The organism is Paenibacillus mucilaginosus 3016, from assembly GCF_000250655.1.
GTDB classification, from domain to species: domain Bacteria; phylum Bacillota; class Bacilli; order Paenibacillales; family NBRC-103111; genus Paenibacillus_G; species Paenibacillus_G mucilaginosus.
The window spans coordinates 5,484,102-5,507,850 of sequence record NC_016935.1; the positions used below are offsets into that span (position 1 = coordinate 5,484,102).

At 60.2% G+C, this 23,749-nt stretch carries 19 protein-coding genes and 2 pseudogenes; 4 read left to right on the forward strand and 17 right to left on the reverse strand.

Annotated elements, in window-relative coordinates; translation table 11 throughout:
• Window positions 1-8: 8 nt before the first annotated feature.
• From PM3016_RS22375 to fabF, 5 genes are all read right to left on the reverse strand, one after another.
• Window positions 9-473, reverse strand: a complete 465-nt coding sequence (locus tag PM3016_RS22375; protein ID WP_041619212.1) for a GNAT family N-acetyltransferase — start codon at window positions 471-473, stop codon at window positions 9-11.
• A 219-nt stretch (window positions 474-692) separates the two neighbouring features.
• A complete protein-coding gene (locus tag PM3016_RS22380; protein ID WP_014371040.1) occupies window positions 693-902 on the reverse strand; it encodes a hypothetical protein in 210 nt (69 codons plus the stop codon).
• Window positions 903-1,089: 187 nt separating this feature from the next.
• Window positions 1,090-2,400: an MFS transporter gene (locus PM3016_RS22385; RefSeq protein WP_014371041.1), complete on the reverse strand. Its 1,311-nt coding sequence runs from the start codon at window positions 2,398-2,400 to the stop codon at window positions 1,090-1,092.
• A gap of 197 nt (window positions 2,401-2,597) precedes the next feature.
• A complete protein-coding gene (locus tag PM3016_RS22390) occupies window positions 2,598-3,536 on the reverse strand; it encodes a macrolide 2'-phosphotransferase (RefSeq protein ID WP_014371042.1) in 939 nt (312 codons plus the stop codon).
• Between the two features lie 371 nt (window positions 3,537-3,907).
• The gene (fabF, locus tag PM3016_RS22395; protein ID WP_014371043.1) at window positions 3,908-5,158 is read right to left on the reverse strand and encodes a beta-ketoacyl-ACP synthase II; all 1,251 of its coding nucleotides are present in this window, start codon (window positions 5,156-5,158) and stop codon (window positions 3,908-3,910) included.
• A 127-nt stretch (window positions 5,159-5,285) separates the two neighbouring features.
• Here fabF and PM3016_RS22400 point away from each other — a divergent pair.
• A pseudogene (locus tag PM3016_RS22400) lies at window positions 5,286-6,120 on the forward strand (helix-turn-helix transcriptional regulator).
• A gap of 9 nt (window positions 6,121-6,129) precedes the next feature.
• Here the strand turns inward: PM3016_RS22400 and PM3016_RS22405 are convergent.
• Window positions 6,130-6,915, reverse strand: coding sequence for an aminoglycoside adenylyltransferase domain-containing protein (locus tag PM3016_RS22405; protein ID WP_014371045.1), 786 nt, complete (start codon window positions 6,913-6,915; stop codon window positions 6,130-6,132).
• Window positions 6,916-7,232: 317 nt separating this feature from the next.
• Between PM3016_RS22405 and PM3016_RS22410 the strand changes: the two genes are divergently transcribed.
• Window positions 7,233-7,997 carry a class I SAM-dependent methyltransferase gene (locus tag PM3016_RS22410; RefSeq protein ID WP_014371046.1) on the forward strand — a complete coding sequence of 255 codons (765 nt, stop codon included), beginning with the start codon at window positions 7,233-7,235 and terminating at the stop codon, window positions 7,995-7,997.
• Window positions 7,998-8,177: 180 nt separating this feature from the next.
• On the opposite strand, the gene PM3016_RS22415 is transcribed toward PM3016_RS22410, so the two are convergent.
• The 3 genes from PM3016_RS22415 to PM3016_RS22425 all read right to left on the reverse strand — a co-directional run bounded on the left by PM3016_RS22415 (window position 8,178) and on the right by PM3016_RS22425 (window position 13,065).
• Window positions 8,178-11,249: a X2-like carbohydrate binding domain-containing protein gene (locus PM3016_RS22415; protein WP_420798949.1), complete on the reverse strand. Its 3,072-nt coding sequence runs from the start codon at window positions 11,247-11,249 to the stop codon at window positions 8,178-8,180.
• A 100-nt stretch (window positions 11,250-11,349) separates the two neighbouring features.
• Window positions 11,350-11,793: an RbsD/FucU family protein gene (locus PM3016_RS22420; protein ID WP_014371048.1), complete on the reverse strand. Its 444-nt coding sequence runs from the start codon at window positions 11,791-11,793 to the stop codon at window positions 11,350-11,352.
• A gap of 549 nt (window positions 11,794-12,342) precedes the next feature.
• Complete coding sequence (locus PM3016_RS22425) at window positions 12,343-13,065, reverse strand: YebC/PmpR family DNA-binding transcriptional regulator (RefSeq protein WP_013918840.1); 723 nt, start codon at window positions 13,063-13,065, stop codon at window positions 12,343-12,345.
• 422 nt (window positions 13,066-13,487) lie between these two features.
• Here PM3016_RS22425 and PM3016_RS37540 point away from each other — a divergent pair, with 422 nt between their 5' ends.
• Window positions 13,488-14,183, forward strand: a complete 696-nt coding sequence (locus PM3016_RS37540; protein ID WP_238540290.1) for an SDR family oxidoreductase — start codon at window positions 13,488-13,490, stop codon at window positions 14,181-14,183.
• A 92-nt stretch (window positions 14,184-14,275) separates the two neighbouring features.
• Here the strand turns inward: PM3016_RS37540 and PM3016_RS22435 are convergent.
• Together PM3016_RS22435 and PM3016_RS22445 are read right to left on the reverse strand one after the other, a co-directional pair.
• Window positions 14,276-15,079, reverse strand: a pseudogene (locus PM3016_RS22435) (AMP-binding protein); the annotation flags it as partial.
• Between the two features lie 662 nt (window positions 15,080-15,741).
• Entirely contained in the window at window positions 15,742-16,359 is a 618-nt protein-coding gene (locus PM3016_RS22445; protein WP_013918844.1) for an acyl-CoA thioesterase, read from the reverse strand.
• Between the two features lie 147 nt (window positions 16,360-16,506).
• Between PM3016_RS22445 and PM3016_RS22450 the strand changes: the two genes are divergently transcribed.
• Window positions 16,507-17,406, forward strand: coding sequence for a LysR family transcriptional regulator (locus tag PM3016_RS22450; RefSeq protein ID WP_013918845.1), 900 nt, complete (start codon window positions 16,507-16,509; stop codon window positions 17,404-17,406).
• A gap of 168 nt (window positions 17,407-17,574) precedes the next feature.
• Here the strand turns inward: PM3016_RS22450 and PM3016_RS22455 are convergent, their stop codons facing one another.
• The 6 genes from PM3016_RS22455 to PM3016_RS22480 form a co-directional block, all read right to left on the reverse strand.
• Window positions 17,575-18,420, reverse strand: coding sequence for an amidohydrolase family protein (locus PM3016_RS22455; protein WP_014371051.1), 846 nt, complete (start codon window positions 18,418-18,420; stop codon window positions 17,575-17,577).
• 188 nt (window positions 18,421-18,608) lie between these two features.
• Window positions 18,609-19,472 (reverse strand): KPN_02809 family neutral zinc metallopeptidase, encoded by an 864-nt coding sequence (gene ypfJ / locus PM3016_RS22460; RefSeq protein ID WP_041619219.1) that lies wholly within the window; start codon window positions 19,470-19,472, stop codon window positions 18,609-18,611.
• 262 nt (window positions 19,473-19,734) lie between these two features.
• The gene (locus tag PM3016_RS22465; RefSeq protein WP_013918849.1) at window positions 19,735-20,451 is read right to left on the reverse strand and encodes an MBL fold metallo-hydrolase; all 717 of its coding nucleotides are present in this window, start codon (window positions 20,449-20,451) and stop codon (window positions 19,735-19,737) included.
• Window positions 20,451-21,743, reverse strand: a complete 1,293-nt coding sequence (locus PM3016_RS22470; protein WP_014371053.1) for an MFS transporter — start codon at window positions 21,741-21,743, stop codon at window positions 20,451-20,453. The genes PM3016_RS22465 and PM3016_RS22470 overlap by 1 nt, the downstream gene beginning before the upstream one ends.
• A gap of 68 nt (window positions 21,744-21,811) precedes the next feature.
• The gene (locus tag PM3016_RS22475; protein ID WP_014371054.1) at window positions 21,812-23,119 is read right to left on the reverse strand and encodes an LLM class flavin-dependent oxidoreductase; all 1,308 of its coding nucleotides are present in this window, start codon (window positions 23,117-23,119) and stop codon (window positions 21,812-21,814) included.
• Window positions 23,120-23,123: 4 nt separating this feature from the next.
• On the reverse strand, window positions 23,124-23,678 hold the full coding sequence (locus PM3016_RS22480; protein ID WP_014371055.1) for a sterol desaturase family protein: 555 nt from the start codon (window positions 23,676-23,678) through the stop codon (window positions 23,124-23,126).
• Window positions 23,679-23,749 lie beyond the last annotated feature (71 nt).

Below are 23,749 nucleotides of genomic sequence, written 5' to 3' on the forward strand. Positions count from 1 at the left end.
CTTCCCTTCTACCGGTCAACGGGATAGACAAAGACTTGTTCGCCCCCAAGCCACTCTCCCGTATCGGTGAAGCCGCTGCTCCGGTACAGCCTTTGGGCATGGGAGTTGTCCGGATGCACCGTCAGCCGGATCTCACGACATTGAGGAAAGCGGCTGCGGATCGTATCCAGCATGAGCAGCAGAGCGGCCCGGCCGTATCCCCTGCCCTGCTGAGCCGCATCGATGAGAAAACCGTTAATCCAATACATATCCGCCGTCAGCTCTTCGTACGCAAGCATCATGAATCCTGCCATGCGGTCTTCATGATATATCGCATATGGCTCATAGCGAACCTGATCCCCATCCGGCTTGATGTACACCTTGGCCAGCGAGACTACTGCCGGCGGAACAAAATGAATCTGCTCTTCGGTTACGCTTAAGCTAAGCGCCTCCATCCAGTTCCCGCGGGTAACCGGCTGCAGGGTGATGTTCATTGACATCTCTTCTGCCACTTCCTCCCTACGATCGATCTCTATAATGTAATTAATACACGGACCGGGGAAGCGGGGCCAGCGAAAAGATGAGTATAACGGTTGTTTCTTAGGGGGGAGCAGCAGTAAGGGGCCTCTATCGTGAAGAGAAAACAAAAAAACCGCACGGGGCGGTTTTTCTGTGTCATGCTGATGATCGTTCGTCGCGGGATTATCAGTGGACTATGCCAGGGAGGCTTCCGGCTTCGCTTCCGCCTTCGCTGCGAACAGCGCCTCCGGCTTCGCTTCCGGCTTGGCCGCCGCTTCTGCCTGTGCCTCCGCCTTCAAGCCGGCTGCCGCCGGAACAATCAAAGCCGCTGCCAGAGCCGCGCCTGCGATCCACTTCATTCCTTTGCCCATCTTGCCGTTCTTCGTGTCGTTCCCTTGTTTCATCGTTATTTCCTCCTCGGTTTCGGTTGATGAATGTATCATACCCCAAGGAGGAAAAGCGTTCTGTTGCAAACCATACGAAAAAAACGTGAAAAATCGAACAATTGCTTCTTCCGTCTATCGACTTTCCTCTATCCGCCTGCCATCTGCGGTCTATCCTTCCATCGCCCACGAGCGGAGCGGCCGAGCCTTATTTGAACCGGCTGATCTCCGCTTCAATGTGGGATACCTTGGAGGACTCCGCCATCCGCCAGTAAACCATCAGGCTGACAGCTATGCAGGCTGCGACATAGTAGTAAAACAGGGACTCATAGCCGATGCTCTTGAACCAGAGCGCGATGAATTCCGCCGTCCCGCCGAATACCGCTACCGTAACGCCGTAAGGAAACCCTACGCCGAGCGCCCGGACTTCGGTCGGGAACAGCTCCGCTTTGACAATGGCATTGATGGACGTGTATCCCGTGACGATGATCAGCCCCGCCATCATGAACAGGAAGGCCGCGAGCGGCGTCTGCGCATTCTGCAGCAGGAGGAACAGCGGCACGGTCAGCACCGTCCCCAGGATGCCGAAGCCGAGCAGAAGCGGCCGCCTTCCGACCCGGTCGGACAGACTGCCCGCCAGCGGCTGTAGCACGACGAAGAGGAGCAGCGCCCAGAAGTTGATCCAGCTGACAGTCTCCTTGGGCAGGCCCACCGTATTGACCATGAACTTTTGGAGATAGGTCGTATAGGTGTAAAAAGCCACCGTCCCGCCAAGCGTCAGGCCGACAACCGTCAGCACCGCCTTCGGATGCTTCATCAGCGCCCGGATCGTGCCGGCATTCGTACGGCTCTCCTTGCCCATGCTCTCGAACTGCTCGGATTCGTCCATCGAACGCCGCAGCCACAGGACCGCAAGTGCCCCCAGGGCGCCGATGACGAAAGGAATCCGCCAGCCCCATGCCTTCATATCCGGCTCGCTCAGCAGCTGCTGGAGGATGATCTGCACGCCCAGCGCCACAAGCTGTCCGGCAATCAGCGTCACGTACTGGAAGCTCGAATAGAAGCCGCGACGCCCGCTGCTCGCCATCTCGGACAGGTAGGTGGCCGAGGTGCCGTACTCCCCGCCGAGCGACAAGCCCTGCAGCAGCCGGGCCAGCACCAGGATGAAGGGAGCCCACAGGCCGATCGTACTGTAGCCCGGGGTCAAGGCGATGATCAGCGAGCCGCCGGCCATGACGGTGATCGAAAGCGTTAACGCCGCACGGCGGCCGTGACGGTCGGCATACCGCCCGAGAAGCAGACTGCCGATCGGCCGCATGAGGAACCCGACGGCGAAGATGGCCGCCGTATTGAGCAGCTGGCTCGTCGGATCGCCCTTCGGGAAGAACTCCGACGAGAAATAGACTGCGAAAGCCGTGTATACGTACCAGTCGTACCACTCGATCAGGTTGCCGACCGAGCCCTTGAAGATGTTGCCCGTAATGCGGCGTTGATTTACGCTATCCCTCGATTGTGCCATCAACTCTCTCCTTTCAGCCGGGAAGAATAGGACGGAGACATGCTGACATGCTCCCCCTTATACATATTCAACACCTTTGCGCACATGATCCCCATTTCCGGAAAGAAAAAACATCTGACGCCCGGAACAGGCCCCAGTGGCCGCTGCTCCCATCTAAACACAGCCTATCGTCCCATCTGTCCTGGGCCTCGCAGCCGCTACCCCGTTTGCCAGTGGGCGATCATGCCCCGGGCCATCTCCATGTCCGCCTCCCTGCCCGTCGTCAGGGCGAACTTGGCCACGAGCGCCGGGTAAGCGGCCCACTGCTCTGCAATGTGCTGCGGCATCCGGGGCCAAACCCGGCCCCCAAGCCGCTCATACCGCCGCAGCAGATCGCGCAGACCCTCCTCGCCGAAAAGCGCGAAGAAGATCACAAAGTCTTTCCCCGGGTCCCCGCATTCCGCCTCGGTCCAATCGATCAGGCCTGTGACCCGCTGCATCTCGTCGACTAGAATATGGGGCGGATGCAGGTCGCCGTGATTCAGCGTCGAATGCTCCGGCCAATAGCTGTCCGCCGCCAGCCAGGCATTCCAGCGCTCCGCCAGCGGCTCCGGGATCTCAAAGCTTCGCCGGATCTCCTCGATGTTATCGGCGAACGCTTCTCTTGCTTCCTGCGGACGCTTCACCCGGACACCGGCCGCCGCCGCTTCTTCATGATCCACGGCATGCAGGGCAGCGAGCGTCTGCGCGAGGGAGTCAAAGAAGAGCTCCGGCAGGGAGTCCTGCTCACAGCGCCACGCGTACCCGCCGCCGGCCGGATCGACGGCCGCCACCGGGTGCCCGCCGAGCAGGGGATACGCAATCAGTTCCGGGGTGAAGATGCACCAATCGGGCACCTCAACCGGGACCTTCCCCTGCAGGAAGCCGAGCACCTTCCGCTCGTTCTCCGCTCTCTCCCAGACATCCTCCCGCCTCGGCTGGCGGAGCACCCACCTTGCCCCCGCATCATCCGAGGCAAAAGCGACCCGAAAATCCATTCCCGATTCATTCAGCTCCACCGATCCGGGATCCAGCTGCAGTCCATGCCGTGAAGCTGCAGCCAGGACTTCTTCCACATGCTGCTTCGGTTCCTGTCCATTGGTATTGAGGGCTGTCATCCGATCACCGCTCCTTTGATTAGGAAAATACAAAAGAACACACAGCCGACTGCCTGTGCGTTCCTCAGCCAAAGAAGATCCCTGCCGCCCCCGGTGCGTCAAAAGAAGAACATCCGCCTGATCAAGGCGCAGGTGTTCTCATTTGTGGACAGCCCGAATCCAGGGGGTTACGTGTATAGGGCAGACCGATCCCGTTGACTCCGCACACAGGCAGAGGCGTAGAAAAGCATGCAGTTCGCTGCATTACTTCCTGAGCCGGGAATGATGTACCACACGTAACCCTCCGATCGAAGTAGAATGCTCTCACTATACCATTGGGATGGCCGGGGCGCTATAGAACCATTTTCCTATTTTATCCATATCCCTTTTCGTCAAAAATCTTCTTCGTCCTCCCACTTTTTCAGCAGAATGACCGCGTTATGGCCGCCGAAGCCGAAGGAATTGGACATCCCGAGTCGCAGCTCCGCCTTCCGTGCCTTATTCGCCACCACGTCCAGACCGCATTCCGGGTCCGGCTGCTCCTGGTTGATCGTAGGCGGAATGATTCCCTGCCGCAGACTCTGCACCAGGGCGATCGCTTCCGCCCCGCCGGCTGCCCCGAGCATGTGGCCGGTCATCGACTTGTTCGCCGTGACGGGAATGCGGCCGGTGGATTCGCCGAACACCCTGCGGATCGCCAGGGCCTCCGACCGGTCTCCAAGCTCCGTGCTCGTCGCATGCGCGCTGATGACGTTCACGTCTTCGGGAACCGCCCCGGCTTCCGCCAGCGCCGCCTGCATCGCCAGTGCCGCGCCACGCCCTTCCGGATGCGTGGCGACCATATGATATGCATCCGAGCTCGCCCCATACCCGGTCACCTCAGCGAGAATCTCCGCCCCCCGCCGCCTTGCATGAGTCAGGCTCTCAAGCACCAGGATGCCGGCGCCCTCCCCCATCACGAACCCGTCCCGCCCCGCGTCGAAGGGACGGCTGGCCCGCTCCGGCTCGTCATTGCGCATGGAGATCGCCGCCGCATTGCCGAAGCTGGCCATCGAGATCTCCGTGACGGCCGCCTCCGCACCGCCGGCGAGAATAACGTCAGCCGCCCCGTACCTGATTGCCCGGAACGCCTCCCCGATGGCCGTATTGCCGATCGAGCAGGCCGTGACGGGCGACAGCGTCGGCCCCTGCAGATCCCACCGCATGGAGATGGCGGCCGCCGCCATATTCGAGATCATCATCGGGACGAGCGTGGGGCTCACCCGCCCTGGACCGCGCTCCAGCAGCGTCCGGCTCTGCTCGAGCAGCGTCTGAATGCCTCCGATCCCCGAGCCGACATAGACGCCGGTCCGTTCCTTATTCAGTTCCTGCCGGAGCAGACCCGACTGCTCCAGCGCCTCCTCCGCCGCCGCCAGCGCGAACTGGCAGAAGCGGTCCATTTTACGCGCCTCTTTGCGCCCGAACCGCCCTTCTCCGTCGAACCCCTTGACCATCCCCGCGATCCTGCTTTTGTAAGCTGACGTATCGAACGCCTCAATCCTGCCGATCCCCGAACGGCCCTGTACCAGCCTGTCCCAGAAGGAACCCGCATCCTGGCCCAGCGGAGAAATCATACCCATTCCCGTAATAACGACCCGTTCCATCCACTCGTCCTCCTTTAACCTGTTCACTTGCTCTCCACACCAGTTTGACACTCTTGTTATCCTATTACAAGTTGGAGTTTATCCTGGTATAATGGATGACAGGATAACGAATACCGGAGGGAAACGAATGAACAGTCAGGAACGATTGCAGGCCTTGTCGGCCTTTTTGAAAGCCCGCCGGGCCCAGATCTCCCCCGATACCGTCGGGCTGCCTGCCGGCATACGCCGCAGAACGCCGGGCCTCCGCCGGGAAGAAGTCGCCCAGCTGGCCGGCGTGAGCACGACCTGGTACACCTGGCTGGAGCAGGGGCGGGATATTCAGGTATCGGTCTCCGTGCTCGAGAGCATCTCCCGCGCGCTGCAGCTGACGATGGACGAGCGCAATTATTTGTTTGCCCTCGCCCTCGAGACGGGCACGTCCGTCCCGCCCCTGGAAGATACGTCCCTCAGAATCAGCCCTTCGCTGCAAAAAAATACTGAAAGAGCTGAAATACTGCCCGACGATCATCTCGGACCGGCGGTGCCATATTGTCGGCTGGAACGAAGCCGCCCGGCGCGTCTTCCTGAACTTCGACGAGATTTCCGCCGAAGGGCGGAACATGATCCGCCTGCTCTTCGCCCGCCAGGAATTCCGGCGCCTCGCCGTGAACTGGGAAGACTTCGTGAGCGGCTTCCTCGCGATCTTCCGCGCTTACTACGGCAAGTATGTCGGGGACGAGTGGTACAACCTCTTCCTGGCGGAGATGAAGGAAGCCCATCCGGACTTCAGCCGGCTGTGGGAGGACAGCAAGGTCAGCTCCTCCCCGGAGGTGACCCTCGAATTCCGCCACGCGAAGGCCGGGCGGATGCTCTTCGAGCTGACGTCGCTGCAGGTGCAGGGGGAGACGGATCTGCGCTGCAGTGTGTACACGCCCAAGCTCGAGTCGACAACCGAGTTGAAGCTGCTTCAGCTCATGAGCTGACGCTGCAGGTTAGATTTTTGACGAGCCGGATGCCCCCGCTTCTCGATGGATTGCAGTGCACATATACCCGGCAAACTCCTCGGCCAGCCTGCTGTTATGTACCGAAGGCTGCTGCTTCAGCCCACTGTACTCGTCCAGGCACTGCCGGATCAGCGGCCGGTATTCGGGAGGCAGGACGCTCAGTCCCCAGGCGCCCCCTTCCACCTTGGAAGACACGACGCCCTCTCTCAAATAGTAGAGAACCCGGCAGAGGTTCAGGGTGTAATACACCGGCTTCGCGGCTATCTGTTCCAGCGCGTTCTCTATATCGCTGAAGATGGAATCCATATAATGCTCCCTGGGGATCTCGGGAACAACAGACCGGACAGCCGGCCCGTGCAAAGCGAAGCCCCGGTGGTAGGTGACGGTCAGATGGGCCGCCAGATCCGGGTCCGTCCCGCCCCCGCACATATAGTTCTCGTCCGCCCGGTACCTGTCCCGGTGAGCGGCGGAATAATGAAATTCGAACGGCGCGGGATGCTTCCAATGCTCCAAGGAGGAAGCCGTGATCACGCTCAGCTCCACTCCGCCGCCGCCGGGCAGCCTCTCCTCGAACGCCAGCAGCCCCCCCGCGATCCTTTTCTTCTCTTCCTGCGTCAGCTTGCGCTTGACGACCACCAGCACATCGATATCGCTGTGTTCCGGGTGAAAGCCCCCCATCGCCAGTGAACCGTGGAGATAAATGCCGGTGATTTGTTCCTTCAACTCGTTCTCCAAAAACGCGGCAAGGGTATCTACCTCCGCGTGGATATTCACAGCTTCTCCCCCTCCACCTTTTATCAAATCTTTATCCTCCAATCTCTATTCCAATCTCTATTCCAATCTTTTTCAAATCTCTTTCAAATCTCTTTCAAATCTTATTTCAAATCATTATCAAAATCTCTTTCCAATCTCCGTCCGACATCACTCTTTCCATCCTTTATCAACTCTTTTCAACCTCCATGCCGCCGCATCTTTTTTCATCGTACCACGGCCCCGCCGCACTTCCCACAATATGTACGAAATGGTACACATGGGGTATCATGGAGATACAGCCTGCTGCGGCAGGCGCCAAGGAGAGGAGCCGTGAACCCATGAGTGTACAGGATTCCAAGGAACGATTCACCGAACGCGTCGACTACTATGTCAAATACCGGCCGGACTATCCGTCCGAGGCGCTGGATTACTTGTTCGACAGCGTGGGTCTCCACCCCGAAGCCGAGATTGCGGATATCGGCGCAGGAACCGGCAAGTTCTCGAAGCTGCTGCTCGAGCGGGGCTGCCGGGTGACCGCGGTGGAGCCGAACCGGGCGATGCTGTCGGCCGCCGAGGATTCGCTCGGAGCCTATACGTCGTTCCGCACGGCTGCCGCCTCTGCGGAAGAAACCGGTCTCCCCGGCGCGTCGGTGGACTTCATTGTGTGCGCGCAGGCGTTCCATTGGTTCGACCGCGTGCGGGCGCAGGCGGAATTCCGCCGGATCCTGAAGCCCGGCGGCCGGGCGGTGCTCATCTGGAACTCCAGGCTGACGAAAGGCACCCCGTTCCTCGAAGAGTATGAGCAGCTGCTCCACAACTACGGAACGGACTACGCCCAAGTCAGCCACAAGAACATTTCCCCCGGGGACCTGGAGCCGTTCTTCCAGGCGGGAAATTTCCACCAGGCTCGCTTCCCGTACCGGCAGCTGTTCGACTACGAAGGCCTCTGCGGCCGGCTCTTGTCTTCCTCGTACGCTCCGGCTCCCGGCCATGCGAAGCATGAACCGATGCTGAAGGAGCTGCGGCGGGTGTTCGACCGCAATGCCGCCCATGGCCGGGTGTCCTTCGAGTATGAAACCGAGGTGTACTGGGGCGGTGTGTGATCCGTTATGGCGGCCTGCCCCCGGCAAGCAGGCAGGATGAATTCCTAACATGATCCAAATAAAAAAAGCAGTCCGCCCTTCCCCTGCTGCAGGGGGGTGGTGGACTGCTTTTTGGTGCCGGAGCTGCAAGGGATACGGCAAAGCCGCCGCTTCCCCACTGTGCCGCTGAGCTCAGCTCCCCTAAGGCTCGATGCCCCAGACGAGCCCGCCCTTGACATAACCGGTTACCCTGCTGCGGTCCGTATACTCCGCTGCCGCATCAAAGGAATAATCGCCGGTCTGCGTGTAATGGGACCAGTCGTTTTTGGAGAAGCGGGCCTGGATATCGATGCTCTTGCCGGCCGCCAGAGTGCCGGCCCCTGCCTTGAAGCCGATCTCAAGGTAGCTGTCGGCACCCGGCTTCGCCGCCGCCGGCTTGCCGAAGGTGCCCGTCACGTTCGGGCAGCCGGCGCTCGACCAGTCGCAGAAGAAGCTCTGCGCCTTCTCCCCGTCGATCGTGTAATAGTATCGCAGTGTGACATCCGACAGCTCGATGGCTGAAGTTCCCGTGTTGACGAGCCGGATCCGCGGTGCGATCGAATTCGTTGCGGCGGCCGTTGTGCCGTTCTGCACCTGCACCCTCAGACCGCTGTTCACCGGCGGAGGCGTCGTTGTCGTCGAGTCCGAGACCGCGACGGCCAGTGCCGCTGTGGTGCCGCTGCTGAATTCGAAGGTCAGCGTGGCCGTGCCGACCGGCCGGGAGGCCAAGTAGCTCTTCAGCAGCGTCACGGAGGAGCCGCTGACGGTATAATGCATACCCGCCGTAAGCGCCGTGCCTCCATTACGGATGCCGGTCAGGCTGCTGCCGTTCAGGGTCAGCTGCACCGCAATGTCCGCCGCCTTGGATGTATTTTTATCAAAAGCAGCGGTCGTCGGAGATATGGACGGGTTCTGAACCGGCGGCGGCGTAGTCGTGCCCGCGGAGTCCCCGTACAGGATGCCTCTGCCGTTCGTTCCGAGGTAGACCCGGCCGTACAGCTTGGGGTCTCCCGTGATCGCCGAGTTGGTTACCCCGTATTGGTGGGCGTCATCATTAATACGCACCCACGAACTCCCCTTGTCGTCGGAACGGTAGATGCCCCGCACGCCATCGATCTTGGCGGAGACGTACAGGGCCATGGTATCCCGGCCGGGAGCCGCCTTGCCGAAGCCGACGACATCCGCCTCCTGGACGTTCGGCAGCTTGACGAAGGACCCGCCCGAATCGGTGGAATGCCACAGGCCGTAGGTGGTCTTGGACGTCCCGCCGGCCAGCCAGATGTCGCCCTCCCGGCCCGGCATCGCCTTGAAGTTCAGCACGCCCTCGGCCGGCAGGCCGGACGCCGCCGTCGGGGTGAACGTCGCGCCTCCGTCGGTGCTGACGAAGAACTTGCCGGCGGACGCCGCGTAGAACTTGCCCCGGTTCACCCGGTCCGCCGCCACTTCCGCGCCTGCCGTCAGCCCCGTGCTCGCCGTCCAGCTGTTCCCGCTGTTCTTCGAGTGGAACACGCCGAGGTCCGAGGTGCTCCAGACGAGCGACCCGGCATCCGCGCCGACGGCGATCAGGCCGCCGCCCTTCGTCCCGGACGGCTCGCCCGACGGATTGAACCAGTTCGCCCCGCCGTCGTAGGAGATCGAGATCGACTTGGCGTTCGGGTCGGCTGTCTTGTCCGCATACCCGACACGTGCCATGAAGGCCGGCTTCCATTCCGCATAGTCCAGCGAAGACGTGCTGCTCGGCTTGATGAGCATTTGGGCCGGCGCCTTCGTGACGTCATCATGCCGAAAGCCTGACACGTCCCCTACCCCCGAGATGAGCGGAGCCCCTGCCGGCGGGGAGATGAGGTCGATAACGGCCATCTCCTCCAGCCCTTTGGCGGCCACGGAGAGGTTCACTTTGCCTCCCGTATCCCAGGCGGTGAGGTTCCCCGTTCCGTAGATCGTCGCTCCCGTGCCGTACAGCATGCGGTCCTTGTTGAACGGATCGATCTCCAGGTCGCCGATCATCCAGCCGAGCTTCGGCGTGACCTCCGGCGGGCTCGGGTTGCTGCCGAAGTCGAGCCACGGGGCGGCTGTGATGTCCTGCGTATACCGCAGCGTCCGGTTCGGATATCCGCTCCACTCCCAGATCGGCGTCCAGGTCGCCCCGCCGTCGCGGGTCCGGTACAGGTTCGCATCCGGCCACCAAGAATTCAGCGTGGAGACAACAAGCGTGCCCGGGTTCTGCGTATCCGCCGCCAAGCCCCCGTAGCCGAAATAATTGTCTGTGGAGGAACTCGGTACCGGAGAAATATTCGTCCAGGCCCCGGTGGTCAGGTTCAGCTTCCACACGTCTCCTTTGGTCCCGTCATACGGCCCGATCCCGTCATTATAGGTGATATAGAGAGAGTCGCCCGAGATCACGCCGTGGTGCGGAAGATACCCTGCCGGCTGCCCGGGTACGGCGGCCCAGGTGGCTCCTCCGTCGGTACTCTTGTAGATGCTCGTTGCCTTATCGGCCACGCCGGCGTAGATCGTCTTCGAAGCCTGTCCTGCCGTACCGGACTTTGGATCGAACACGATCCAGGCCAGCCCCATGATGTCCGACTGGTAGGCATTCGATGGATCCTGAACGTAGGTGCCCGGATTCGGGAAGGAGGCCACCTTGCTCCATGTCGCCCCATAATCGGTGCTCTTCCACAGGCCGTTCCCGCTGCGCGCCCCGAAGAACAGCGTGCTGTTCAGGTTGGGATCGATGACCAGGCGCTCGCCCATCGACCGCCCCGGCATATTGCCGCCCACCTTGAAGGGCAGCGGTGTCGTTTGCCATGTCGTCCCCTTGTCCGTCGACCGCAGGATCGCCCCGTTGTTCGGATCCCAGTCGTTGGTGTAGGTGCCTACGGCGAGGTACAAGCGGTTCGGATCGACGGGATCGGTCGCCAGCGCATCGACGCCGGTGTAACCCCACTGATCCCAGCCGATGGAATCGAGCAGCGGAATCCACGAGCTGTCGGCCGGATTCCAGCGGTACGCCCCTCCGATATCCGTGCGGGCGTAGATCAGATCCTTCTCCTTCGCATTGAACTCGATGCCCGGAACGAATCCGCCTCCGGCGCCGGTCACCACATTGCGCCAGGTATACGGCTCGCTGGGTGCCGCCTGCACCTTCGGGGCAAGCACCGGCCAAGCCGTGCCGATCAGCGCGGCCGCCAGCAGGGCGGTGCCCCAACTGCGTCGTTTTTTGATACGAGTCATCGCCAGTTCCTCCATCCTCATGGGCTAGCCTGCTTGAAGCAGGAAAGTACTCCCATCATACCCGCCGGATGAAAGCGCTGCTAACGCTGGGGTGACTTTTTCACTTGTGGGATTGTGCTCTGATGACCCCCTTCTTGAGGATGAGATTGGCATACTGCGCCGACTCCCCTGTCGCGATAACCGCGTAGGCCCCCCTGGCCCGTTCATAGAAAGCGAAGCGTTCCAGCTTCTCGAAGGACGGGCTCCCGCCCAGCGGCCCCTCCATCAGCTCTTGATAGCGCTGCCAAATCGGCGTTTCGACCGGATCTCCCGGCACAACCTCCATAAGCGCAGCGGGATGCTCGGCATACGTGTCCATCGGCATCAGCTGCAGGATCGCTTCCAGCAGTTCCGGGATCGGATGACCGTCGCATCGGATCAGCCGCTGAGCCACGCTGGCAGCGGGAAAATTGGCATCCGCCAGCACAATCTCATCGCCGTGGCCCATCTCCATGAGCACCTTCAGCAGTTCCGGGGACAGAATTCTTGGGATTCCGATAAGCATTACAAGGGCCTCCTTGGGGTTCATAATAGGTCTTCTTCAGCCTCATGTTACAACACAGGAAGCGGAGATACCATAGGATTTCCCTGCAGGAGTAAGGGCGGCTGAATCCCGATGATGGTATAGAAAAGGCCAAAACGGGTTACACTTCAATTGTGCCCCACTCCCATCCAATATTTAACCGTCTTGGGACGTGTACTTTTTTGAAAAGTGAGGAGATGAGGGTATGATCAAAATCAAGTGGAGAGGTCTTTTTATCGCAATTCCAGTAAAGTATATCCTAACAGCTGCAGCACTTGCGCCCTTATTATTGCAGTATTTTAAGTAACAACCGCCGCAGAACGAGCGGGAAGGGGGCGGCTGCCCCCCTCCTCTCACACCACTGTACATGCTGCATCTACCGAGAAAGCAAACTTCTCAGCCCTTTCGCTTCCCGCAGGAAGCCGGAAGGGCGTTATTTGTGTTCCGGGCCTCTCTCACGCCAACCTCCGTCTTCGTATGCACAAAAACCGGCAGCCTCCATCGAGTGAGAGCCGCCGGTTCATATCCGTTCTATTCTTCATCCAAGTCCACGTTATGGTAGACCTGCTGCACATCTTCGAGGTCCTCGAGGACATCGATCATTTTCTCGAACTGGCCCTGCGCATCGGCAGGGAGCGTGATGTAATTCTGGGCGAGCATCGTCTGCTCGGCCACGGTGAATTCCGCAACGCCGGCATTCTTGAGCGCCTCCTGTACGGCATGGAACTGCTCCGGATCGGCGTAGACGATCACCGCATCATCCTCTTCCACGATGTCGCGGACGTCGACTTCCGCTTCCACGAGGATCTCGAACACTTCGTCGGAGGTTTTGCCGGTCAGGCCGATAACCGCGGTCGCGTCGAACATGTAGGCTACCGAGCCGCTCACGCCAAGGCTGCCGCCATTCTTCGTGAAGGCTGCGCGCACTTCGGAGGCCGTCCGGTTGACGTTATTGGTCAGCGCCTCCACGATCACCATGGAGCCGTTCGGGCCGAAGCCTTCGTAACGAAGCTCGTCATAGTTCTCCTCGCCGCCGCCCTTGGCCTTCTCCAGCGCACGGTCGATGATCGCCTTCGGCACGTTATAGGTCTTCGCACGCTCCAGAACCACCTTCAGGGCGCGGTTCGATTCCGGATCGGGCTCGCCCCGTCTGGCCACAACATAAATCTCGCGGCCGAATCTAGCATATATACGACTCGTACTGGCATCCTTGGATGCTTTCTTTTCTTTGATATTGTTCCACTTACGGCCCATACTGATCCCGCTCACTTTCAACATGATATGTACTCGATCGGACTGCATAATTCCTTGTCCATTATATCGCTTAAAGTCGGCTGGAACAAGTTTGAAGCGCAGCCTTTGTTGAAATTCGGGAGCGTCCGGAGTCATCGGAACCCCTCGGCACCTGTACTCTGTCTTCCGCTATTAGAGCCGGTGAACGGCCGCAAATCTCCCATTTGGATTTTGAGCAGAAAGTTTATCTTACTCCCCAAGCCGCCTCCGGTCAAGAAAAATCCAGCCAGAATACGGGATCCGGAGCTCCCCCTGCCCCCGCAGACCGTCTTTGGAGTCAGGAGACTCCACACGGGGATTCCCGCTCTTTGTCGGCAGACGTCATCGTCGGCTAAGGTAGGTTGTGTTCCTGAGAAGGGAACCAACCGAGGAGGAATGTTCAAATGACGACGACGCAGATCAAAACTACCGCAGGTGACGAAGGGCTGATCCTGGTGATCGGGGCGACCGGAGCGCAGGGAGGGGCCGCGGCCCGCCTGCTGCTGCAGCAGGGCCGCAGGGTCAGGGTCCTGGTCCGGGATCCCCGCAAAGCACGGGATTGGGAGGAGCTGGGGGCGGAGGTGCGGACCGGCGACTTGTCCGAGCCCGGCTCCCTGGAAGCCGCCCTCGAGAAGGTGTACGGCGTGTTCGCCATTCCGGTCCCGGTTCACGATGAACCCGGCAGCGAATACCGGTACGCCGTCCATCTCATCGAGGCGGCCCGGCGGGCCGGTGTGCGGCACTTCATCCAGACCAGCGTGGCTGCCGCCGGCGGCCACAGGCAGATGCCCAAAGCCGGCACTGGCTACTGGAACGACGCTTACTGGGAAAGCAAGTGGCGGATCGAGGAAGCGGTTCGCCAGGCCGGCTTCCCCCTGTACACCATCCTGAAGCCGACGATGTTCATGGAGAACTTCACGCCTCCGATGGTTTCCTTCCTGTACCCCGATCTCGTACAGGGCAGGCTGGTTACCGCCCTCCGGCCGGATACTCGCGTCCAGTTCATCGCGGTCCGGGACATCGGCGCCTTCGCTGCCGCGGCCGGACGATCGAGCTTGCCTCGGAGGCGCCGACGATGGAGGAGGCGGCAGCCGCGCTGACGGCCGACCGGCACGATGTGCCCCGGCTCCCAACCCGCTTCGGGTTCGAACATCGCGGCCGTAATGGTCGTCTCGGTCAGGCCGTAGTCGTTAATCCAGCGCACCCTGCCGCCGGTCACCTGTTTCCAGGCGGAATAGGTCTCGGGCGACACCTTCTCCCCGCCGACAATAACCAGCCTCAGGTCCTGAGGCAGCCCGGCGCGTCCATGCTGCAGGTCCGAGACGAGACTGTTCCAGTAAGCCGTCGTCAGGTTAAGCACCGTAATGCCCTGCTCACCGATCCAATCTAAAAACTCCCCCCCTTCTGTCAGATAGGCATCCTTCCAGAGCACCAGCTCCGCGCCGGCAAGCAGGGCCGGGAAGATCTCCTGCACCGCCACGTCGAAGCTGACCGAGGTGAACTGCAGTACCCGGTCCTGCGCCTCCAGACCGAAGAGCTCGGTGACACCTGCACAGTGGTTAACCACCCCCTTATGCGAAACCATGACGCCCTTCGGCGTTCCGGTCGAACCGGACGTATAAATAACATACATGAGATCGTCCTGCTGCACTCCGGTCACCGGAGGCACGGCCGACTCACTCTCTATCGCTTCCCGCATCGTATCGACGGCGATAACAGCGCAGTCTTCCTTCCTCAGCCGATCCGCGTGCGCTTCCACCGTAAGCAGAAGCTCAGCCCCCGAGCTGCGAAGCATAAGCTTTTGGCGCTCCTCCGGATACGACGGATCAATCGGCACATAAGCCCCGCCGCTCTTGAGAATGGCGAGCAGGCCGGCCACCATGTCGATGGAGCGTTCCATGCAGAGCCCGACGAGTTTGCCGCGTCCCGCCCCCCGGCCGATGAGATAATGAGCCAGCCGGTTCGACCGCTCCTCGAGCTCCCTGTACGTGCACATCTGCCCGCGGTGCCGGACGGCAGGGGCTTCCGGCGTACGGGCCGCACCGTGACCGCCGTCTTCCTGTCCTACGACGAAGCCCGGGCACAGGGGCGGGCGCTGGTCCGGGAGGACGAGTGGTTGAACGACATCGGCCACCGGGCGCCGATCGGGGAGCTTGCAGCCTACGGTGTGCGGCTGACCCCGTTCCGGGAGTGGGCGGAAGAGAACAGGAACGCGATCTTGATCGGGTAGGCGTTCCTTTACAGAGTACATTGCTGGGGCAGCGCCCTTCGCAGCGTCGGCTTTTAGTAATGTCCCTTTCCTTTTTTTGAACTGGTAAAAAAAGAAATAAAATCCGTGCAAACAAGTATATTTCATTCAAGTGTATCTGCGGGTTGCATCATTGATAGCGGGAATAAGGACGGTTGGAGCGGCTGACGGATCTGATGCAGGACGCTGCCCCGCTGCCATCCATGCAGCTCTTGCGGAAAAGCAAAACAACTGCGCCGCAGCAGCGCAGTTGTTATTTGGTTCGATTCCCGCCCGAGCAGCCGGAGCTGTACCGGGCTTCGGAACCCCCATGATTTCCCAGGGAATATTCGTAACCGGGTCAGGCAGGATACTCCACGTTCAGGGGCTTACCGGAGCCTGTCTTTCTCTTGCTGCCTGCCACCTTCTTCTTACCATTCCGCTTCCCAGGCGCTCTCGTACTCCCGGTTGAACGAACGGCGCGGCTTCCGCTCCGCTTTCGATTCCCGGACCGAGCATTCCGTGCCCATGAAGTCGGCAAAATGCTTGCTCTCCCCCCGGCGGATCTTCCGCGCTTCCTTGCGCTCGGCCGCGGTCTCGTAGAGCAGCCGCTCCTCATCCGTTTCGGCGAGCACCCCCGGCACCTCCGTCGGTCTGCCGTCTTCGCCCAGGGCAACGAAGGTCAGGAACGAGGTGGCGCACACTTTGCGGGCACCGGTCAGCAGATCCTCGGTCACGACCCGCACGAACACTTCCATTGAGGTCTTGTGCGACCAGGTGACGAAGGCCGAGAGGCTGACGGCATCGCCTTTTTTCACGGGATGGAGAAAGTCCACCGAATCCGTGGAAGCCGTAACGACCGGGCGGCGGGCATGCCGGGTAGCGGCAATGGTAGCGACGTCATCGATGTAGGCCATGAGCTTGCCGCCGAAGATCGTGCCGTGATGGTTGGTATCCGGAGGCAGAACGATCGAGTCTTTTATGGTCAGGGACGCCGAAGCGGGCCGCGTGGTTAAAGCGGTGGAGAAGGAATGGACTGTGTGGTTCATGATAGCACCTGATTTCTGTTGAATTTGGATCAGTGCCTAGTTTACTCCACCCGGATGTATAGGTAAAATACATATATCGCATAGGTTACATTCCTTTTCACTATACATCACTCTGTCCATATCTTCCGTTCACCACAAGGAGCCTGCATGATCGACCTTAAGCAATTAACGTATTTTGTGGCTGTAGCCGAGTCCGGAAGCTTCACCCAGGCCGCTCGCAGCCTTCATATTACCCAGCCCTCCCTGTCCAAAATGGTCCGCCTGCTCGAGGAGGATCTGGGCGTCCAGCTCATCGACCGCTCTGCCAAGAAGATTGAGCTGACCGATGCCGGCAGAAGCATACTCCAGTCGGCCAAAGGGATTCTCCAATCCGTGGAGCTTCTCACGACGGATCTCGAAGAGGTCACCACGCTCCGCAAGGGCACCCTGCGCCTTGGTATTCCGCCGATGACCGGCGGGTACTTCCTGCCTTCGATCATCGAGAGCTTCCTCTCGGACTACCCGGACATCCGGCTGCACGTCCTGGAGCAGGGCGGAAAAAGTCTGGAACAGGATGTACTCCAGGGAGAGCTGGATTTCAGTCTGGTGATCCTGCCCGTCAAGGAAGAAGACCGGTTCCATATTCTCCCCTGCGTCCACGAGGATCTTCATCTGGTGGCCCACGCGGGGCACCCTCTGGCAGGCCGGGAAGCCGTCACGCTTAAGGAGCTGGAGGACGAGCCTTTTATCATGTTCCGCGAGGACTTTACGCTGCATCACCTCATCAAGGACCGGTGCCGGGCTGCCGGGTTCGAGCCGCGGATCGTCTTCGAGAGCTCGCAGTGGGATTTCATGACGGAGATGGTCGCGGCCAAATACGGGATCAGTCTGCTGCCCGAGGGCGTCTGCCGGCGGCTCGATCCCCGGCGCTTCGCCTCCGTGCCCGTCGTGCGGCCGTCCATTCCCTGGCGGCTCTCCATGATCTGGCGCAAGGATAAATACATGTCGTTCGCGGCCAGGGAATGGGTGCGGCTCATGGAGTCGAAGGTGGCCCCGCCATCCCCATAAGCTCACCGGCCGGGCGGCCTGCCCTGGGAAGGCGGCTCGTTAGGAGAGCATTTGTGCCGGGAAGCGGCACGATAAGATACATACGAATTCCCCCTGATCGGGGGCCTTTCGAAGAAGTGCATCCCAAAAGACCGCCCTCTGAGAGAGCGGTCTTTTACGTACATTTTTTCACTTTGCTCCCAGCTTATAGAACCCAGCCGCGTTGTTCCCGTAAAGATCTGCCCGCTCTTCTTCCGTCAGGCCCTGCGGCAGCGACCGTTCGAGCACTTCCACGACCTGGTCGTAATCCGCCGCGAGCAGGCATACGGGCCAGTCGCTCCCGAACAGGATGCGCTTCGTGCCGAACGCCTCCACGATATGCCTGACATAAGGGAGAAAATCCCCCGTGCGCCACTGTTTGTGGTCCGCTTCGGTGACCATCCCGGAGAGCTTGCAGTACAGGTTCGGATGCGCGGCCAGCCGCGTCAGCTGCTCCCTCCAAGGATCAAGCCTGCCTGAAGCGATCGGCGGCTTGCCCAGATGGTCGATCACGCCGCGCAGTCCCGGCACCCGGTCGGCCAGCTCCATCAGCACATCAAGCTGATGCGGCAGCACGAGCAGGTCGACAGGCACGCCAAGTTGCGCATAGTAGGTCAATCCTTCCACGAAGCCGTCTTCCAGGACTGCGGATGCATCCTCCATCTCCTGGATCATGACCCGGAAGCCCACGAATTTCGGATGCCCCCTGAACTTCTCATAGAGCTCCCGGTGGCCGGGATCGAACAGGTCCAGCAAGCCGACCACGCCCGCAATCGACTCCGTCCGTTCGCTCAGCTCCAGCAAATATTCCGTCTCGGCCGCCGTCTGCGCCGCCTGCACGACAATCGTGCGATCGATGCCATGCCGCTTCAAGTGGGCTTCCAGCATCTCCGGCAGATAGTCACGGTTCATTAGCGGGAGCTCCGGGGTGATCCACCCGTAATCCCCGCGTGCAATGCTCCAATAATGCTGGTGTGCGTCGATCCTCATTCCCATCTTTTCTCCTCCGGACCTTAGGTTATTCAGCTGATCCTACTCCTCTCCTGCTTTCCTGCTTATCCATCGTTTATGTATCTTCGACGCAGGGTGTCCGTCTCCTTCCAGGAATGTCCATAGGCGTGTGTATAGCGAAAAGGAGGGAATCGTCTGCCGATTCCCTCCCTTCCCTGCATCATCTTGGCCGCTTACCAGCCGGAGGCATTCCCCGCAGCCATCGGGTTCATCCCGCCAAGCTTACCGGACTGGAAGCCTTCGTAGAAGGCCTGTTTCCGCTGGGCGGACGTGCCGTGGGTGAAGCTCTCCGGCACCACATAGCCCTGCGCCTTCTTCTGGATCGTGTCGTCCCCAACGGCACTGGCCGCCGTCAGCGCCTCTTCCAGATCGCCTTCCTCCAGCAGCTGCTGCCCCTGCGCGCTTCTTGCCCAGACGCCCGCATAATAATCGGCCTGGAGCTCGAATCGGACCAGATACTGGTTGAACTGCGCCTCGCTGAGCTGCTGGCGGAGAGGCATCACCTTGTTGGTCGTCCCGAGCAGCGTCTGCACATGGTGACCCACTTCGTGGGCGATGACATAGGCCATGGCAAAATCCCCCGGCGCCTGGAACTTCTGCTGCAGCTCATCATAGAAGCTCAGGTCAATGTACAGCTTCTGGTCCCCTGGACAGTAGAACGGGCCGGCCGAAGCCCCGGAGACGCCGCACGCGGACTCCACGCTGCCCGAGTAGAGCACGAGCGTCGGCTCTTTGTAATCCAGGCCTTCCTGCCGGAAGATCTCATCCCATGTTTTCTCGGTATCGGCCAACACGACGGAGACGAACTCCGCGAGCTCCTTGTCCTGCGCCGACTCCTGGTACACGACGGTGGAGCCGTTCCCGCCCCCCGTAATCGCGCTCATGATATCTCCGGGACCCCCGCCGCCGAGCAGCGTGATGATGATCACGAGGATGATGCCGCCGATCCCGCCGCCGATCATCTTCCCTCCTCCCATGCCGCCCATGCCTCTGCGGTCTTCGACATTCGCGCTGCCTTGTCTCCCTTTCCACTGCATGCTTGTTCCTCCCTTTTCCAGGTCTGGGGTTGTTTTCAGGTTGTTCGTGTTATGAGTGTTTACCCCGAAAAGGACAAGCTTGACACCCGGCAGGAATTGGAAGGGCTCGGGCATATCAAGTGCTCGGGCATATCTTTTTGCGCTCCGTTATGCTTCGCATAAAGGTCGCTTTCAAAAAGATATCTCCTCGCTGGCAGGAAGGATTTAGTAAAAAACAAAACCGCTGAAGGAAACAGCGGTTTTGCTACGTGATCTTGCACCTTCACTTGAAAGAAAGCAGATTCGTCTGGTTCTTGCGCATCCGAAACCGGACAAAATGCTCCTGCGACTCGATCTGAAAGTAAATGTTATTCTCTTTTAGATATCGCATGGTCTGTCCGGGCCTCGCCCCGTAGGAATGACCCGGATACACCCTTACATCATCCGGGACAAGCCGCTGCATCCGTTTCACGCTGTGATACAGCTGATCCGGGTCGCTGCCGGCTCCTGCACACATCCCGCAGCCTTCGATGAAGATCGTATCGCCGCTGAACAGGCTGTCCGGCAGCAGATAACAGGCGCCGCCCGCCGAATGTCCCGGCGTCAAATAGCAGCGGACCGGCGTAGCTCCGATCCATAGGGTATCCTCATCCTCCAACCGGTGCAGACCCGGAGCGCTGAATCCGTAGAAGTCGCACTCCCGGCCCATCATATACACTGCAAGTCCGGTGAACCGGCTGCACAGGTCACCCACCAGATTCACATGATCATGATGAGCGTGTGTCAGCAGGATGGAAGTAAGGACCGCTCCCTGCCGGTCCAGTTCGGCCAGAATTGTCTCGGGCTCCCAGGCCGGATCGACCACCGCAGCCTGCCCCGTAGCCCGGTCGATGATCAAGTAGCTGTAGTTGATATAATGCCGCCAGGTGACTCTCAGAGGGATCACCTCATAGCCTGCGTACGGGCCGCTCCGGTTTTCCTCCGATAACGAGAGGACCATTACGCATCCGCCCCCTTCGTACGGCCGTCGGCTGCGGTTCTCACCGGGGACAGGAATACCCACAGGAAGGAGAGCATTCCCCCGCAGACCGCCGTCAGGATGGTCGGATACAGGCCGATCCAGGTACCGAGCGAGCCCCCGGCAAAAGCGCCCAGCGGGATCACGCCCCACACGATAAAACGCATCGTGGCATTCATGCGTCCAAGCAGCTCGGGCTCGGTGATCGACTGGCGAAAGCTGACCTGGGCCACGTTATAGACCGTCGTGGCGAGCCCCATCAGGAACATGGAGATGAACAGCATGGTGAAGGCTGCCGTCTTCCCCCCGGCGGCGCCGAACAGGAACAGGCCGGCGATGCCTTGACAGAATGCCGAACCGGTGATGACCGGGCCGAAGCCGAAGCGGGCAACCAGCCGGCTGCTCATCAGGGCGCTCAGTACGGCACCGCTGGAGCTCAGCGTCATGAGCAGGCCGATCTCCACCGGTGTGAACCCGAGCTCCTTTGTGGCATACAGGATAAGGATCGCCTGGGTCATGTTCAGGAAGAAGTTCGTGGTGGCCGAGCAGGCTGCGATGGACCGGAGGCAGGGGCTTCCGAATACGATCCGGAGCCCTTCCCCCATGTCCTTCCATACGCTGGCATTCGCCTGTCCCTCCTTTTTCGGCTGGGGCTCTTTTACGGAAACGGTTGACGTCAGGATGCCCGAGACCACGAAGGAGAGCGCATCAAGCACAATCGCGAACACGCCGGTCATCCACTGCACCATCAGTCCTGCGAGCCCCGGCCCCGTCACACCGGCTACCGACCGGCTGAATTCCATTTTGGCATTGGCGTCGATGAGCTGCCCCTTCCCAAGCATATAAGGCAGGATGGACTGGTAGCCTATGGAGTAAAGGGTGGTCAGGATGCCCGCCAGGAATGCAACCGTACAGAGAAGCGCGATATTCAGCGATCCGAAGAGGGCGAGCAGCGGAATAAGTCCGAAGAGCAGCGCCCTCCCGAGATCGGCGGCGATCAGCAGCGGCCGTTTGGGCAGCCGGTCCACCCAGACGCCGGCGATCAGTCCGAAGAGCAGAAACGGGGCATATTCGGCCGCATGCAGCACGCCCATCTGGAACGGGGTGGCGTTCAGCGTCATGACGGCGACCAGCGGAAGCGCCATCGTCGTAATCTGCGAACCGAACATCGACAGGGACTGCCCCGTCCACAGCTTCAAAAAATTGCCGTCCTTCCACAGCCCCTGCTCCTGCTGGAGGGCTATCGTTTCATGCTGCAATTCGACTTGTTTCACAACATCACCTTCCTGGATGTCTGCCTCCTGGATGAGGGAAGAGAGGCTTGGAGTATGATCGGCTCAGATCAGACGGAGACCGTCTCCTGAACCGGGGTGAACCAGGATTTCAGCTCGTTCAGATGCTCGAGGCCCTGCATGATCTGTTCGAATTCCAGGCCGAAATCGAGCAGGCAGGCCACTTCGTTCACCCCAAGCTTCTGCAGCCGCTCGATCATCTTCGCGCATTTTTGTTTGGAGCCCATCAGGGAGCTCATCTGGAAATACTTCTCGAACGCAAAGGTGATCAGCGATTCCTTCTCGTTATCGAGTACATCCTTGACCGCCGCGTTGTCGTCCTTGTACGGATTGAGCGTATCGTACTGGCCGAGGAAGGTGCTCAGGTAATCGCGCAGCGGTCCCCGCACCTGCTCCTTCACCCCGCTGTCCGTCTCTCCCACATACGTGTGCAGCATGACCGACACGATCCCGGCATCCGGGTCATGCCCATGTTCACGGCGCTTCGAGCGGTACAGCTCGATCCGTTCCTTGAGCGCATCGGCCGGATGGTTCGCCAGAGAGCACAGGATGTTGACGCCGAGCTCTCCCGCCTTGATCCATGTCGCAGGATTGCCGGACGCCGTGCAGAAGATGGGCAGCTCGGGCTGTACGGGTCTCGGGAGCACCTTCACCTCCGCCTCTCCGCCCGCAATATCCTTGAAGCGTGCCGATTCGCCGCGCCACAGCCGCCGGATCAGATCCAGGTTGTCGAACATGATCTGCTTGCGGTCTTCATAAATATCCGGGTTGAGCACAAAATCCGCGGGATGCCATCCGGTCGCCACCGAGATCGCCACCCGGCCCTGGGACAAATTGTCCACGACGGACCATTCCTCCGCCACACGCAGAGGGTGATGCAGAGGCAGCACGACGCTTCCCGCGCGCAGTTGGATGCGGCTTGTGATCGTAGCCAGACCGGCGCTGAGCACCGACGGGTTCGGATAGAGACCCCCAATCGCCTGGAAGTGGCGCTCCGGCGTCCACACGGCGGAGAACCCGTGGCGGTCAGCGAACTTCGCACTCTCGATCAGCAGGCGGTACTTGTCTCCGGCCGTACTGGAGCCGTCACCCGAGAAGAAGATCAGGGAGAACTGCATCCCCTCCCCGGGGCCTGATCCTGACCGGACCGGATTGCCGCTTGGTGCGGTGCCCCCTGTTCCATCCGCTGCCGCTTTCCCCGGCATTTCCTGCAAGCGGCCCGTCGCTCCGTCCGTGAGTCCGTCCTCCGTCTCCTGCGGCGGAGTACGCTCCCCCGCCGCCTTCTGCTTCAGCCGCTGTTCCAGCAGTCTGCGCTGCTCCGGGGACAGGGCCGCCAATTTTTTCTCCAGGTCACTCATTCACTCATCCTCCGTTCTCTGCCTGCTCGGCCTTGCCGTACGTTCCAGCGGCCTCGGTTACCGTATTACGATTGCGCTTCGCGCCCAGCACATGCGCGTCATTGGTGCGGAACAGATAATCCCACAAGGTGATGAAGAACGAGTAATTGCATCTGTAATGCTTGTGGTGCTTGAGATGAAAGGTACCCACGGGAATGATGTTCGTGATCCGTCCGGTGATATTCGGGTTGTGGTCCAGCACATTGCGGGAGAGGAAGATTTCATAGAAATAGTGGAAGATAAAAAGAATAAGCGCATACGTCGGATCAAAAAACGCCAGCACGACGATCGGCAGCGTGAAGGTCAGCCAGACGTCCAGCGATTCCTTCCAGCCCCCGAACCAGAAGAAGAAATCCGCAAGCGGAGGCCACTTCGAGTCCCCGTAATTGTACCGGTGGTGCGCCATATGAATTTTGTGCAGGAAATTTTTCTTGTGCGGGATATGGGCCAGACGATGCATGGTGAACGAATAAAGGGTCCACAGCAGAAAGTATCCCGTTAATTTCAAAACGAAAATCATGATTGCAATTCCTCCCACATAGCATTGCTTCTATTGAATTCTATTGAATTCTAATGAAAAATTCGAAGCGG

Excerpts from the sequence above, each read along its gene's own strand:
- PM3016_RS22375 (WP_041619212.1), bottom strand. The coding sequence starts at position 473 with ATGAACATCACCCTGCAGCCGGTTACCCGCGGGAACTGGATGGAGGCG.
- PM3016_RS22380 (WP_014371040.1), bottom strand. The coding sequence starts at position 902 with ATGAAACAAGGGAACGACACGAAGAACGGCAAGATGGGCAAAGGAATG.
- PM3016_RS22385 (WP_014371041.1), bottom strand. The coding sequence starts at position 2,400 with ATGGCACAATCGAGGGATAGCGTAAATCAACGCCGCATTACGGGCAAC.
- PM3016_RS22390 (WP_014371042.1), bottom strand. The coding sequence starts at position 3,536 with ATGACAGCCCTCAATACCAATGGACAGGAACCGAAGCAGCATGTGGAA.
- fabF (WP_014371043.1), bottom strand. The coding sequence starts at position 5,158 with ATGGAACGGGTCGTTATTACGGGAATGGGTATGATTTCTCCGCTGGGC.
- PM3016_RS22410 (WP_014371046.1), top strand. The coding sequence starts at position 7,233 with ATGAGTGTACAGGATTCCAAGGAACGATTCACCGAACGCGTCGACTAC.
- PM3016_RS22415 (WP_420798949.1), bottom strand. The coding sequence starts at position 11,249 with ATGACTCGTATCAAAAAACGACGCAGTTGGGGCACCGCCCTGCTGGCG.
- PM3016_RS22420 (WP_014371048.1), bottom strand. The coding sequence starts at position 11,793 with ATGCTTATCGGAATCCCAAGAATTCTGTCCCCGGAACTGCTGAAGGTG.
- PM3016_RS22425 (WP_013918840.1), bottom strand. The coding sequence starts at position 13,065 with ATGGGCCGTAAGTGGAACAATATCAAAGAAAAGAAAGCATCCAAGGAT.
- PM3016_RS37540 (WP_238540290.1), top strand. The coding sequence starts at position 13,488 with ATGACGACGACGCAGATCAAAACTACCGCAGGTGACGAAGGGCTGATC.
- PM3016_RS22445 (WP_013918844.1), bottom strand. The coding sequence starts at position 16,359 with ATGAACCACACAGTCCATTCCTTCTCCACCGCTTTAACCACGCGGCCC.
- PM3016_RS22450 (WP_013918845.1), top strand. The coding sequence starts at position 16,507 with ATGATCGACCTTAAGCAATTAACGTATTTTGTGGCTGTAGCCGAGTCC.
- PM3016_RS22455 (WP_014371051.1), bottom strand. The coding sequence starts at position 18,420 with ATGGGAATGAGGATCGACGCACACCAGCATTATTGGAGCATTGCACGC.
- ypfJ (WP_041619219.1), bottom strand. The coding sequence starts at position 19,472 with ATGCAGTGGAAAGGGAGACAAGGCAGCGCGAATGTCGAAGACCGCAGA.
- PM3016_RS22465 (WP_013918849.1), bottom strand. The coding sequence starts at position 20,451 with ATGGTCCTCTCGTTATCGGAGGAAAACCGGAGCGGCCCGTACGCAGGC.
- PM3016_RS22475 (WP_014371054.1), bottom strand. The coding sequence starts at position 23,119 with ATGAGTGACCTGGAGAAAAAATTGGCGGCCCTGTCCCCGGAGCAGCGC.
- PM3016_RS22480 (WP_014371055.1), bottom strand. The coding sequence starts at position 23,678 with ATGATTTTCGTTTTGAAATTAACGGGATACTTTCTGCTGTGGACCCTT.